The sequence below is a fragment of the Yersinia frederiksenii ATCC 33641 genome (assembly GCF_000754805.1).
GTDB lineage: Bacteria > Pseudomonadota > Gammaproteobacteria > Enterobacterales > Enterobacteriaceae > Yersinia > Yersinia frederiksenii.
In genome coordinates this window covers 667451-681105 of record NZ_KN150731.1, presented here as the reverse complement: position 1 = coordinate 681105, position 13655 = coordinate 667451, and the positions used below count along the sequence as shown (strand labels likewise).

Genomic DNA, 13655 nt, shown 5'->3' with positions numbered 1-13655 from the left:
CGGGCGCATCAGTATTGCCAGTTCAGGTTAAAGCCCAGAGTCACCGAGTCGGTTTTGAATCCGTCGGGTTTAGAGAGTGGTTTGCCCGCAAACAGGTCGTAGCGGGTATTCAGAATATTGCCGCGCACACCAATGGCACCGCCCGCCAAATGCTGGCCCAGTAGATAAGAGGTGCTGGGTCCCCCGACCTCGCCATAGTCAACACCGACATACAGCTCATGCCCTGGCAGCGGGGTGTACCAGCCGAGATCATTGCGCACTGTCCAGCCACGATCAGCATTCAGCGTGCGCTCGCCATCAAACCCGCGCACTGACCAGCGGCCACCAATAGAGAACTGATCCTGTGGCGTCAGAGGCGTGTTAGTGCTTTGACGCTGGTATTGCAGGTTGTAGTGAAACTTTTGCGTCAAGACGGCAAAAGGAATATCCAGTTGCGCATTCAAGCGCAGAATTTTACTCAGGGCGGTGCCTTCTCCGACATACTCTTCCTGCGCGGGCATCGCACCAAACCAACGGGTGCCGCGCTGATAGCTGATACCGGCATCCAGTGTGGCTTGCGAAATAAAGTGGCGATGTTCCAGCCCAACACGCCAGGCGGAGGTGCGGCGGCGCTGCACTTCCACCTCGGTATCATTGATGTAGTTTTTTGACGAGCGGGTCAGCACATCGTAGGTAAAAGTGGTTTTCTGGTTGGCATTACGGTGCAGCAGACGGCTGAGTTGCAGTGTCACATTCTCACTTTCCCCCCGATAGCTGTAGTCGCCATTCAGCCCTGCCACCGTCTGATGATAGTCATAGCTGCTGGCGGTAATACCTGCGGTCCAGTAACCGAAAGGCAGCGAGTAATGGCCGGTTAGGTTATTGGTACCTTTGTCGCCGCGATTTTTTATTGAACCGCCAGCCGAGACATAAAACAGGTCACTCAGGGATAAAGGGTTATCCAGAAACAGTGTCGCGCCACCTTGATAGCGGCCGGTGCTGCGGGTGCCGGAGTCATCCAATGAGGCTGCCAGCCGCCACATTTTGCTCTGCTGCCAGTTCAGGGCGATGTCTGTCTCACCGGGTGCGGAGCCGGGGATCAATTCCATACTGGCTTGCACGGTGGGGACGCGCTGTAGGTTCTCCAGTCCTTGTTCGATATCACGTAAATCCAACAAGTTACCGGGGCGTGCGGGGAAAGCACTAAATAGTGTGACATGGTGGTCACTGTTTGGGGTCAGCGTCACCTGACGTATCTTGCCGGGCACCACTTGTAGTGCCAGAGTACCGCTGTTCAAATCCTGCTGCGGAGCCAGAACACGGGTAGTGACATAACCATGGTCAATTAGCCGGTTTTGTAATTGGCCCATCAGCAGGTTAATTCCCTTGGCCCCCAGACACTGGTTTTGCGCTTGATCGGCGAGTCGTTGCAATGGCAACCAGCGGGGCAATGGTTCAGTTCCACTAACAGTGACGCGTTCAATGACAAAACAGGGTTTCTCTGCCGGGAAAGTGATGCGACCAACGGATGCTGACGGCGCAGATAAGCGCACATCTGGTGTGGTTGGTGCCAGGCGCTCTTCCAGTGCCCGTTGCCGTTCCTGCTGATGAATACTTTGCTGCGCGGGGGCTAATTCCGCGCTATTACTTGCAAGTGGAATAGCTACCATAGGCAACAATATGCCAGCTATTAATGTTGAATAGTGGGAACGTAGCACAGGGAATATCCTTATTTGCCCTGTTGGGGCAGATAAACGGCTGAATAAAATAATGCAGCGCATTATGCCCGCGAAGAAGTCATTTTCAATGCGTTTTTATAATATAAGAAATACCCAAGAATTAACCTATGAAACCCCTAGGAAATATCGTACAAACCGGAAGTGATTGTAATTAATATCTCGTTAAATGAGATTTTAATTACGGTTCATCGTTTGTGATGAAGAAACGGTAGCCTATTGGTTTAATAATAATCCTAATAAGGTGATTTAAATCATGAATTTTTTACATTTCAATGAGGCACATTCCACATTATTCGGCTGGTATTCGCCGGAGTGTCATGCCGCAGTGGGGTTGTCAGTATTATCGTTATCGTCGTAAGAACGGGCTTCGAACAGAGAGTAGGGGAAGACAATCGTCTATCCAGACATCAAGACTATCAGCCCACTCCTGTATAATAATCTTCCGCTCATCGAGATAAGTCGCATGATTATATGTGCACCGAACATTATTTGTATCAGCATGCGCTAGCTGGGCTTCGATAGCATCAGGCCTGTAACCCATTTCATTTAAGCGAGTGCTACCAGTTGTTCTGGTCGCATGTGGGCTGAAAGTACCGCTCCAGCCAAGGCTTTTGAGAAGCTGACGCAACGAGTGAGATGTCATTGGTCCGCGCGGATTATCCCGTCCCGGAAAAAGATGCTGTCGATGCCCTGTTAATCCATGGAGTGTTCTAAGCATTTGGATGGCTTGGGAGGGAAGGGGAATAACGTGTTCTCTACGGGCTTTCATTCGCGCTGCCGGAATAATCCACAGGGCGTTACCAAGATCGAATTCTGTCCATTCTGCTTCGGCGGCTTCTGCAGGACGAGCCTGTGTCGGGTTAACTCCATCTGCGACTTGTTTACGCGCTTGCCCGCATTTCTCGCGAGCTCCGGCAAGTTTGACCGTCGGGTATTAACCCAGCGCAAACATGCTGGATTTACCGTCGAGTTTAAACCGATAGCGCCATGCCTTTTTGTCATTGGGTTTCACTTCGAGGTAGAGACCATTGAAATCATTGAGCCGATAGAGTTTTTCTTTCGGCTTGGCAGTGCGGCATTGCTTATCGGTGAGCATAACGGGGCCTTGCTTATTTATTATACCGTTATTGTACTCACTTAAAATGAAGATGGAGGAATGTTGTACTCATCCATGTGCTCATTTCTGACAGCGTTGTTAAGAGGTGAGACTCTATGAAATGAAAAATCCACGCAATTGCGTGGATTTTATGGTTTTTTACGACTGTTGTGAGATTCAATGAAACCTCATGAGACAACAGAATTTATTTAGACGTTGAACGGTAATTTATGTTTTAAATTATTGAAAGTTAAATGTTAATTTAATTTTTTTTAATTTCGTACTCATTTATATACTCATTTATAAATGCCTCACTAAACTTCACATGATCTGCGACGTCTAGTGCAATCGGAGCAACATTTTCGGCTGTGCCGAAGGGGCTATTGCATGTAGAGGTAAGATACTCAATGCGAGAAGTAGTTGCAGGTTGCCTTGGTGAATTTATTCATAATTTCAATGGATTATATTATTTTTTCTAGTGATGTATTAAATTTAACATGTTTTGGTTTAGGTTTCCTGTGACAGTCGGCTTTGTGCCCAGACTGTGTGAAAACTCGTTTTGTAGTATCTGGGTACTATCCTCAGTCTGGGATGCAAGAATATTTATCATGTTGACTATATTCGCTATGATTTGTGTTCGAGGGCAGTTCGGCGCTTTTAAAGCCAGGTGTTGAGTGCTATTGGAAAGTTAGACGCCTTCTTATATCGATGGCCAAGCTGCTGGCAGCTGATGAGCTTAAGTTCTTTCATTAGCTTAGTAGCCCGCCACCGGCTCAGTTTTACGTCTTTGGTAGTAACCATCGCAGCAATATTACGTGCGCCTGCGGAGCCGTTACTTTCGCGATAGCTTTCACGAACAAGACTGAGTAATGCCACGCGTGTGGCATCAGGCTTCTTTGGCTGCCGCCAGTATTTATAGCTGCTGCGATGAACCCCAAACACGTTGCACACAACGGCAACGGGAAACCGCGCCCTGAGTTTCTCAACTAATGAGAACTGTTCAGTGAAGTGGTTTACTGAATTTGGCCACTTGGACAAATATGTAAATATCCGTTCCTCGCTCAAAGCAGCCCGATGTTCTTTAGGCGGTTTAGTGCCAGAGGCGGATGTTGATATAAACAGAGGGCGTTAACCTGTTAGGTACTGCAATCATAGTGACTTTTTAAAAAGCTTATTGACACTATAGCAATATTGGCTGAGTTAAAACTTATCTCATTTCGTGCATTGATCTTGCTCAGATAAATTGGTGCCATTGTCTATTTGGCTTATTTATGGACTGGTAAGATGCAACTTATTGAGCAATTCGACTGCCCGAGAATTAACAGAGGAATAGAGCATGCAGAGTTTGTTTTCGTTAACCGCAAGAGCCTATGTACGTTGGCATGATTTACCGGGTCAGGGTATTCCTATTGTGTTTGTTCACGGACTTGGGTGTGCTTCTTCTTATGAGTATCCACGAATTGTGGCAGATCCGGCCTTTGGCGGGCGACGCACCGTACTGATTGACCTTCCTGGATATGGTTTCAGTGATAAGCCTCGTGATTATGATTACAGTATTGCTCATCAGACAGAAGTTATTATCGAAGTGGTCAACGCATTGAAGCTCCCACATTTTCATATCTATGGTCACAGCATGGGGGGGAGTATTGCGATTGAAGTGGCAGAACGATTGCGTGAACGGATAGCTAAACTGGTGATTTCGGAACCTAATTTTCATGCAGGTGGCGGCGTATACAGCCGCCTACTAGTGGAGAAACCGGAAGCTGAATTTATCTCTCAAGTGTACGACACTATACTGGCAAACCACACATCCCCCTGGAAAGGTTCGGCCCAAAATGCTGCCCCCTGGGCAATGTGGCGGGGAGCCAAAAGTCTGATTGATGGAACCTCACCTTCATGGATGGAGATCTTCCTCAATCTGTCCTGTTCACGCACACTAATTTTTGGCGAACAATCATTACCGGACAGTGATTTTCAGTATGTCAGCCATAAGGACATATCTGTAGCAATAGTGCCACAAGCAGGACACTCTATGTCTTGGGAAAATCCGTCGGCTCTGGCCGCAGTGTTAAACAAGGAATTTAGTCAGGGATAACCTCTAGTTAAATACAAATACCGTCCGCTTCTCGCTCATGAAGGACAATCATACTCAAATCTCCCATATTGCAGGAGGTTTGAGTATGAACACGTCACCGTGGAACAAAGGCCGTATCATCGGACAAAAAAGACCGCTTCAGATATCTCATATCTGTGGGATCCGAATCAGACTTGAACTTGAAGGTAAAACGCGCGATCTAGCCTTGTTCAACTTGGCTTTGGACAGTAAGCTTCGGGGCTGTGATTTGGTAAAACTCAAAGTATCAGATGTTGCATATGGCAGTTCTGTTTCGAGCAGAGCAACGGTGTTACAACAGAAAACTGGTAGCCCGTCCAATTTGAGATAACCAAAGGGACAAGAGAAGCAGTTGCAGCGTTAATAAAGCTGGGTAATCTGCACAGTAAAGACTACTTGTTCCAATTCCGGGTCGGTTCTTGCCAACATATATCGACTCGACAATACAATCGCATTTTTCATGGATGGGCAGCAAAGCTTGGTCTTGATGACTCGCTGTACGGCACACATTCCATGAGAAGAACAAAACCTTACCTGATATACAAGAAAACCAAGAATCTCCGGGTGATCCAACTTCTGTTAGGCCATCAGAAACTGGAAAGCACAGTCCGTTATCTGGGCATTGAAGTCGATGATGCGTTAGAGATCTCTGAGTCGATTGAAGTCTAAGGTTGTCGAATGCCTCAGGGCGTGAAGCTGACGTAACCAGTTTTGAAAGAGTACAGATGGACGTCGCTAACATCGCGTTGCGTTAAAAATTAGGGGGCAGGTCACGGACTAGATTGAATGGTATAATAACCCAAACTACTATTTGCAAGCACAACTTAATGCAAATCACCATGGACGGATTTAGGCATGACTAAAATATTGATGTTGATGATACTGGCGGTAATTGTTACAGGATGCGCACCACTAACTCCTAAAGATTGTCATAAAAATAGCGCAATTAACTCTTGCACCTACAACCGTTCTGGGAAGGTATCAGATAAAGACCTTTTTGGTTACCAGGCCTTGGGTATCAAAAAAGCACTTGATGCAGCCCTCATTGAGCCCCATGCTTGGGGTGGGAAAAGATGTGATGCACACCTCGATTTCAAAATTGATGGTACCCTACAGAATTTCATCATAAAGAGCGGCGATGAAGGTTATTGTCATGCTTTAGTGGAAGCTTCTAAACGTACATTATTCCCACCATTTACGGATCAGCACGTCTACGACGTAATGGGGTCATCGCGCTGGGATTTTCATGGACAGCCTTGAAAAGCGTAGATAGTCGCTACTACAGCGCACTTACAAACACAGTTATACATCAATGCGCTGTAAGGCCAACGTCCGCTCCTCGAAGAGCGGACATTCTTGTGAAAAATATACCGCTAGATTACAGTGAAGTTATTTTCGACCAACGCTATAACCAACTGAACAAGCAGGAAGTTAAAAAATATGAGCAGGCGATTATGTAGGGATAACCGCACCAAAATACGAAACATTCCCCGTCGTATAAAATCACTTAACCGTTGGTCTGAAACTTTTCATAACCCAGTTCGTGCCGTTTTTCCGGAAGAGCAAAATTACTGGAATTATAAGATACCTGTAGAAATTAATCTTGTTCAAGGAAAATACAGCAAGCAGAAAGTTAAGGCAGAGTGTGCGCAAGCCATGATCAATGCCTGTTCCAACTTGATGCTCGCCACAGCATATCGCTGACATTGGTATAACTCATCGGGGTTGAACCGTACCACCGTAAGCACCAAAGAATGATCTCGGGTGCAAAATGTTTCCATTTGAAATCGTTAGGGGTCATGTGGGGTTACTGAAGAAGGAATGAATAGCCTCAGTCTTCATAACAATTCCATTTTTTGCAATAAGCCCAATAATAATACCGGATCAATAATCATATAAAAATCAATTCAGATGTAATAAATAAAAATAGGCGAGGGGACATTTCCCCCAAAACATTTCATAAGATAAATTTATCTATTGAAATTGATAAACAAGAAGTTTCCTACAGTAATCTGCCTGTTCACCTATAGGCGTAAGCTATTCTTAATCGTACCATTAAGTCATGAAAATAATGCAGTTAGATATTTTTATGTGATGATACATCACCAAATGACCAACAATGATTATAGTTAAATAAAATGAAAAATATCAATGTGTTATGATTTGTCATTCATTACTAATTAGAGTAACCCTTAGCTCAGAAGGTGGGAATACTATCATTGGGTTTATTAATAGCGACTACTCTTCACTTTCACTATAGGTAACTATGACTGCTATCTGTTTTTTTTGCGCTATCCTTACTGATAAATAGGATTGCCAAAACCTGTTTCTCGTTCTGACGAAACTACGACGTCAATAATTCTTGATGGTTATACAAATCATTTTAAAGAACTAGTTTGATCCCTATACAACACCAGCCCATTTGAAAACACCTGCATATAAACAACCGAGTCTGAAGCAATGTCAGGAATTATATCCTAATCATGATAAGACTTTTATTGAGAATAATAATATGAATAAAGTATTTAAAATTATTTGGAATACTGCATTGAATCGCTTCGATGTGGTATCAGAGTTCACAAAGGCTGGGAAAAAATGCAAAGCATCGACGTCTTCCCAGCCGGTAAATATTCTCACCAGCCTCTCTCTAATCGTGGGGCTTGGCGCGTTCTTTGCTGGTTCCGTATGGGCCGACCCACTACCGTCCATCATTGTTAACAATATCCTGAGTGAGAGTGATGTAGAGCGTGATTCTGCGACTGGCCCAGCAGTGGCTGTCACCAGTGGCGGTGATTATACCGGTACAAATGTGACTATCACCTCTCAAGCACCTGCCTCCGGCGGAAACACGGCTGCCTTTTATGTGAACACTGGTGGGAAAGCAAGTCTTGATGCGAGCAGCAATATCATCATGAACTCTTCTAGCCTTGCGACGGTTTGTTGCTCATATGGTCTCGTCGTCGACGGTGCAGGAAGCGTCGTGGATAGTTCAGCTACGATACTTGGGAGTACAGGAGGGGCGGGAGTTTACAACGGCGGTCTACTCAATCTTAATGGCGGCTCCCTCTCTGGCCTGTTTGGCATCGTTTCCAGTGGCGTAGGTAGTGTTATCTCTGGCTATGCGGATATTACCGGCTCTGGCGCTGGGACTGGCGTTCGGGCTGAACTCGGTGGTTCAGTTGTTCTGAGTGGTGGGAATATCTTGTCAAATGGCATGACCGCAACCGGTAGTGGCAGCTCCATTTCTGCAACAGCGCTGACCGTAAACGGCAAGGTAAATGCCAATAATGGTGCCAATATCTCTCTTGATGGTGGGTCCGTGAGCGCGGGGGGCTTTGGGGCTGTGGGCGTACTGGCCGATGGTTCGCCGAGCAGCTATGTCACGACGTCGACAGATATCACTATGACTGGCGGTGGCGGTGGTTCTACAGCAATCTCTGCTAGAAACGGTGCCACTGTAGATATTACGGGCGGCAACGTGGTAGGCGATACCTATGGCATTACCGCAGTTACAGGTGGTCAAGTTTCAGTCTCTAATGCGAACGTGACATCCAATAATACAGGTGTCTATGCAGCAGACAATGGTTCGCGAGTGACACTTAACAGCGGCATCATATCCATGCCTGGCTGGAACAATGTCGGGGTGACGGTTACCGGTGCTGGTGCGACCATTGAAAACCTTGGTGTAACTATTGTTGGCGGAGGGACTAGCAGCATTGGTGCTCAAGCCAATAACGGGGGCGCGTTCATTCTGGCAAGCGGTGGCACGATGACCGGTAGTGGGACCGGTGTAAAAGCCAACGGCTTAGGCAGCTCAGTAGTTAGTTCTGGCACTATCAGTGCAACTCAACGTGCTGTAAATGCCACGAGTAATGGTTCGGTGACACTAAATGGTGGTTCTCTGACGACAACGGTTGCCGGCTCAACGGGGATTGTTGCTGAAAGCGCTGGGCAGGTTTATGTCACCGACGCCTCTCTTCTGGACACCGCCATTCTGGCCGGCAGTGGCATTCAGGCAATCAGTGGTGGGGTGATCAATTTGGCTGGAGGCACTTTGAGTATTAATGCCAATAGCAGCTTGGGACTGATCATCGACGGTGCAGGCTCAACCATTAATAGCTCCGCACCACTCAGTGTCAATGTTTCTGGCTCTTCTGGCAAAGCAATAAGTGTTGCCAACGGTGCTTCACAAGCATTCCAGGGGCTGACAGCCAGTGTGACGGGTAGTAATAGTAATGTGATCCAATCAAATGGTGGTGCAAACCAACTTACCTTAACAGGGAGTACGCTCAGTAGTACACAAGGCGCAGCTATTGTTGGTCAGAGCGACTCACTTAATCTCGTGGTGTCTGACTCTCAGGTAAGCGGGCCTGTGCTGGTGCAAGACAACGGTAGCACCATTGATATTACTGCCAGTGATAACTCCGTTATTTCTGGTTCATCATCAGCGGCTAATTCATCAATCACGTTAGATACGGATTCTGTATGGAATATCGGTGCGGGTAGCTCAACGTTAGCATCTCTTTCGCTCGATAACGGCACAATGAGAAACATGGGGACTGGCAGTCTGAGTCTTAGTGGTGATGTTACTCTGGGCTCAAATGGCGGTAGATTCGACACTAATGGTTTTGATGCTGTACTGGCCACTAGTGCTATCACTGGGACGGGCAACTTTACCAAAAATGGTATGGGCAAGCTGACAATTGACGCCGGGATCAACTATACCGGTAATACCGTCATCTCAGAGGGTACATTGCAGATAGGTAGTGGTTCGGCCACTGGTAACGTATCTCTGCATCATGTCGACAACAGCGGTATTCTGGCATTTGACCGTCCGGACCTGGTGACCGTGGACAGGGTTGAAGGAAGTGGTGCGGTTGAGCAGAACGGTAGTGGCATGACAGTTTTCCTTGGTGACAATACGTATACCGGTGGGACGACAATCACCGCCGGAACGCTACAATTGGGCAATGGGGGCAGTACCGGTAGTGTGCAGGGTAATATCGATATTCAAGCAAATGGCATTCTGGCTATTTTACGTGATGGCGCGGTGACATTGGGAAATACACTCACGGGCTCTGGGCTGATTACCACCGACACGACAGGTCAAGCGTTCGACCTTGGTGCTGGGGCGGGTAATGCCTTTACTGGTACTCTTGCTGTCGGCAATGGTACGTTCATGCTAGACGGGACCAATACCTTCGAGTTGAATAACGCGACACTTCGTGCGGCGGCAGGAAGCACTGTTACGGTCGGTTCGGGAATACAAACTATCGGCGGGCTCGCCTTTGATGGGGGGACGTTGAAGTTTGATGTAGGGACTCCGGGTGAAACCGTCGCGGCAACCACTATCCACACTACCCAAGGGATGAATTTGTTGGGTACGGGCACCGTGGCACTGAATATTGATAGTGTCGATAACAGCCAGACACCAGTCAATCCAGTCCTGCCAATTATGGAGCAAGATGGTGCCAATGTGCTACTGCAACTGGCCGCAAGTGATGTTGCGGTACAAGGTAATGGCGGCAACCTAGTGCTGAAAGACCAGTATGGCAATATCATTACCGATGTCACCACTGCCGATATTGCGCAAAACGGCACCACGGTAGCCAAAGGCACTTATGATTATCGTCTGACCAGTGGTGTGGATAACGATGGTCTGTATGTGGCTTACGGTTTAACACAAGTTGAGTTGCTGGGGAGCGGTGCTGATGCGTTGTCACTGTATGCCACCACGCAAACGGGCCCAGCGGCGGATTTGAGTGCCAAAATAACGGGTAGTGGCGATTTAGCCATTGATACTAGTGCTGGAAAAACGGTGACGTTGTCCAATCTGGACAACGATTATACCGGTTCTACTGAAGTACGCAGCGGCACCCTGCAAATGCTGAATGATAACGTTCTGGGTAATACTTCACTATTATCTTTGGCAACCGATACTGCGTTGGATATGAATGGTCACAGCCAGACCGTGGGGGAACTGAGCGGTGCTGCTGGTTCATTATTGGATCTCAATGGTGGCAGCCTGATTCTGAGTCGGGGCGGTGTCTCTGATGGTGAGTTGACCGGTAGTGGCGCGTTGACGATTGCCGCCGATACTCTGACGATTAATGGTGCCAACAGCGGCCTGAGCGCAACAACAACCATTGCCAGTGGTGCCCTCGCAGCATTGAACAATGTCGCGGGGCTGGGCAACGGTGACATTATCAATGCCGGTCTATTAACTCTAACTGGTGTCGCCGGAAATCTGGTTAATAACATCAGTGGTACTGGTAATGTTGTGTTGCAAAACAACAGTGATATCACTGCCAGCGGCAATAACAGTCAGTTCAGTGGTCTGCTTGATATCAACACGGGTAGCCAATTGACAGCTTCTCAGGAGGCGAGTCTGGGGAGTGCTTCTGTGACCAATAATGGTTCACTGATATTAAACTCAGCCACTGATTGGACACTGGCAAACCGTGTTTCTGGCACTGGGAACTTGACCAAAAATGGCGCAGGTACGGTATCGTTGACACAATCTGCGAGCTATAGCGGCCAGACAGACATCAATGCGGGTGGGCTTATTCTGGGTAGTAATGTTAACCCAACAACATTGGCCAGCCAGCAAGTCAACATTGCCAACGGTGCCTTTATGGGCGGTTTTGGTGGCGTAGTTGGGGCTGTTAATAACAACGGAACACTGTTTGTTGGTAATCCGGTTACACCAGTGACGTCAATATTGAGCCGTTTATCTCCAGCTAGCAATGTGTTTACGGTCGGGACGGATTTGATTAACAGCGGCACAGTCTTTGTCGGTAATACAGCCAATACTGGCACCACCGGCAATCAGTTGGTGGTAAATGGTAACTATATTGGTAACAACGGGTTGCTGCATTTTAACACCGCACTGGGTGATGACAATTCGGCCACGGACAGCATGATAGTCAATGGCAACACCAGCGGAACCACCCATGTTAGTGTGGACAATGCCGGCGGTTTGGGCGCCAAAACCCTGAATGGTATTGAGTTGATTCAGGTCAATGGCCAGTCAGACGGTGATTTTGTGCAAAGTGGCCGTATTGTGGCTGGCGCGTATGATTACTCTCTGGCGCGTGGTGTGGATTCAAATGCCAGTAACTGGTATTTGAGCAGTACCGCTAATGGAATTGCCCCTGACCCATCGGTCCTGATTAAACGTCCAGAAGCCAGTGGCTATGCGACTAACCTGGCTGCGGCGAATAATATGTTTGTTACGAGTTTGCATGATCGTTTAGGGGAGACCCAGTATATTGATGCGTTGACCGGCGAACACAAAGTGACCAGCCTGTGGTTGCGTAACTCGGGCGGGCATAATCGCTCTCGTGATACCGAGAACCAATTAGGCACACAAGCAAACCGGTATGTCGTGCAATTGGGCGGTGATATTGCCCAGTGGAGCCATAATGGACAGGATCGTTTTCATCTCGGTGTGATGGCTGGTTATGCGAACAGTAAGAGCCGTACTGAGTCGCGTTTATCCGGGTATAGTGCTCGTGCCTCTGTGGATGGCTACAGCACGGGTGTATATGGTACCTGGTATGCCAACGAATCCGATAAATCGGGTTTGTATGTTGATGGCTGGGCCCAATATAGCTGGTTCAACAACACCGTTGACGGCCAGGATTTGAATACTGAAAAGTATAAGTCCAAAGGGGTAACGGCTTCGATTGAGAGTGGTTATACCTTTAAAGTTGGCGAAAACACGGCTAAGAATGCGACTTACTTTATCCAACCGAAAGCACAAGTGACTTGGATGGGCGTCAAGGCTGATGATCATAAAGAAGTTAATGGTACGCATGTATCCGGAGAAGGGGATGGCAATATTCAAACCCGTCTGGGTGTGAAAGCCTTTATGAATGGCTACAATAGCCAGGATAAAGGTAAAGATCGTGTGTTCCAGCCGTATATTGAAGCTAATTGGATCCATAATACCAAAGACTTCGGGACTAACATGGACGGTCAACAGGTGAAGCAAGATGGCGCGGCCAATATTGGTGAGCTGAAAGTCGGTGTAGAGGGGCAAATCAATAAGCAAGTTAATCTGTGGGGCAATGTTGGCCAGCAAATTGGCAGCAAAGGCTACAGTGACACTGCAGTGATGATAGGGGTTAAATACAATTTCTAGTTAATTGCTGAAGTCGTAACGTAAGATATCAGCGCATTGTTATAATGCGCCGATATCTCTCTTACCTAAAGACCCTTGCTAGGGCATAACTGACCGGCGTTACGAGAGAAAATTCCGATTCAGTGTGGGAAGGGAAAAGTTGGATAGTCTTAGGGAAAGTCCCAATTTATGAAAATGGAAACGCATGGGGATCACGACTATAAAAATGGTACCATTTATTAAATTAGTGGTATGAAATCTCAGGTTCAATCGATAGTATAGTGATTACCATAAATACCTTATAATCGCCCTTAACATCTGAAATGGACGTGGTCATTATGATGATATTATATATTTATTGGCATCATAATAGTATGTTTGTAGATAATTAGTTAGATGATCAAAACTGAGTTATTCTATGGTATTAAAATGCCTCCGCCAGCACCCTGGAGGAATGTTGTATTTTTTCTTAAATGAACGTGTAAATGATTGTTGAGAGTCATACCCATAGTTATATGCAATATCGGCTATCGTTTCATTTTTAGTTATGAGATCTTTAGCTGCACTTTCTAGTTTTTTTATTACGAATGTAGCTTGCAATGG

The 13655-nt window shown here is 46.9% G+C and carries 7 protein-coding genes and 3 pseudogenes; 5 read left to right on the top strand and 5 right to left on the bottom strand.

From position 1 onward, the window contains the following. Positions 1-8: 8 nt before the first annotated feature. From DJ58_RS18375 to DJ58_RS0121465, 3 genes and pseudogenes are all read right to left on the bottom strand, one after another. Positions 9-1697 carry a ShlB/FhaC/HecB family hemolysin secretion/activation protein gene (locus tag DJ58_RS18375; protein WP_032912236.1) on the bottom strand — a complete coding sequence of 563 codons (1689 nt, stop codon included), beginning with the start codon at positions 1695-1697 and terminating at the stop codon, positions 9-11. Between the two features lie 367 nt (positions 1698-2064). Further along, positions 2065-2814 (bottom strand): annotated as a pseudogene (locus DJ58_RS0121470) (integrase arm-type DNA-binding domain-containing protein). A 657-nt stretch (positions 2815-3471) separates the two neighbouring features. After that, the gene (locus DJ58_RS0121465; RefSeq protein WP_032912237.1) at positions 3472-3852 is read right to left on the bottom strand and encodes an IS3 family transposase; all 381 of its coding nucleotides are present in this window, start codon (positions 3850-3852) and stop codon (positions 3472-3474) included. A 298-nt stretch (positions 3853-4150) separates the two neighbouring features. Between DJ58_RS0121465 and DJ58_RS18380 the strand changes: the two genes are divergently transcribed. The 4 genes and pseudogenes from DJ58_RS18380 to DJ58_RS18395 all read left to right on the top strand — a co-directional run bounded on the left by DJ58_RS18380 (position 4151) and on the right by DJ58_RS18395 (position 6631). Beyond that, entirely contained in the window at positions 4151-4909 is a 759-nt protein-coding gene (locus DJ58_RS18380) for an alpha/beta fold hydrolase (protein WP_004712674.1), read from the top strand. Positions 4910-4994: 85 nt separating this feature from the next. Then, positions 4995-5596, top strand: a pseudogene (locus tag DJ58_RS22430) (site-specific integrase). A 186-nt stretch (positions 5597-5782) separates the two neighbouring features. Then, entirely contained in the window at positions 5783-6187 is a 405-nt protein-coding gene (locus DJ58_RS18390) for a cell envelope integrity TolA C-terminal domain-containing protein (protein WP_032912234.1), read from the top strand. Positions 6188-6367: 180 nt separating this feature from the next. Further along, positions 6368-6631 (top strand): DUF3916 domain-containing protein, encoded by a 264-nt coding sequence (locus DJ58_RS18395; RefSeq protein WP_226977658.1) that lies wholly within the window; start codon positions 6368-6370, stop codon positions 6629-6631. Here DJ58_RS18395 and DJ58_RS22425 read toward each other — a convergent pair. Continuing rightward, positions 6618-6728 (bottom strand): annotated as a pseudogene (locus DJ58_RS22425) (IS6 family transposase); the annotation flags it as partial. The gene DJ58_RS18395 and the pseudogene DJ58_RS22425 sit on opposite strands and share 14 nt — an antisense overlap. Positions 6729-7439: 711 nt before the next feature. On the opposite strand from DJ58_RS22425, the gene DJ58_RS18400 reads away from it, so the two are divergent. Continuing rightward, a complete protein-coding gene (locus tag DJ58_RS18400) occupies positions 7440-13073 on the top strand; it encodes an autotransporter outer membrane beta-barrel domain-containing protein (RefSeq protein WP_050504525.1) in 5634 nt (1877 codons plus the stop codon). Positions 13074-13463: 390 nt separating this feature from the next. Here DJ58_RS18400 and DJ58_RS22420 read toward each other — a convergent pair. Continuing rightward, a partial coding sequence (locus DJ58_RS22420; protein ID WP_154662400.1) for a helix-turn-helix domain-containing protein occupies positions 13464-13655 on the bottom strand: 192 nt, incomplete at its 5' end.

What these genes read in the sequence shown, in the direction of transcription:
- DJ58_RS18380 (WP_004712674.1), top strand. Translation starts at nt 4,151, where the DNA reads ATGCAGAGTTTGTTTTCGTTAACCGCAAGAGCCTATGTACGTTGGCAT.
- DJ58_RS18390 (WP_032912234.1), top strand. Translation starts at nt 5,783, where the DNA reads ATGACTAAAATATTGATGTTGATGATACTGGCGGTAATTGTTACAGGA.
- DJ58_RS18395 (WP_226977658.1), top strand. Translation starts at nt 6,368, where the DNA reads ATGAGCAGGCGATTATGTAGGGATAACCGCACCAAAATACGAAACATT.
- DJ58_RS18400 (WP_050504525.1), top strand. Translation starts at nt 7,440, where the DNA reads ATGAATAAAGTATTTAAAATTATTTGGAATACTGCATTGAATCGCTTC.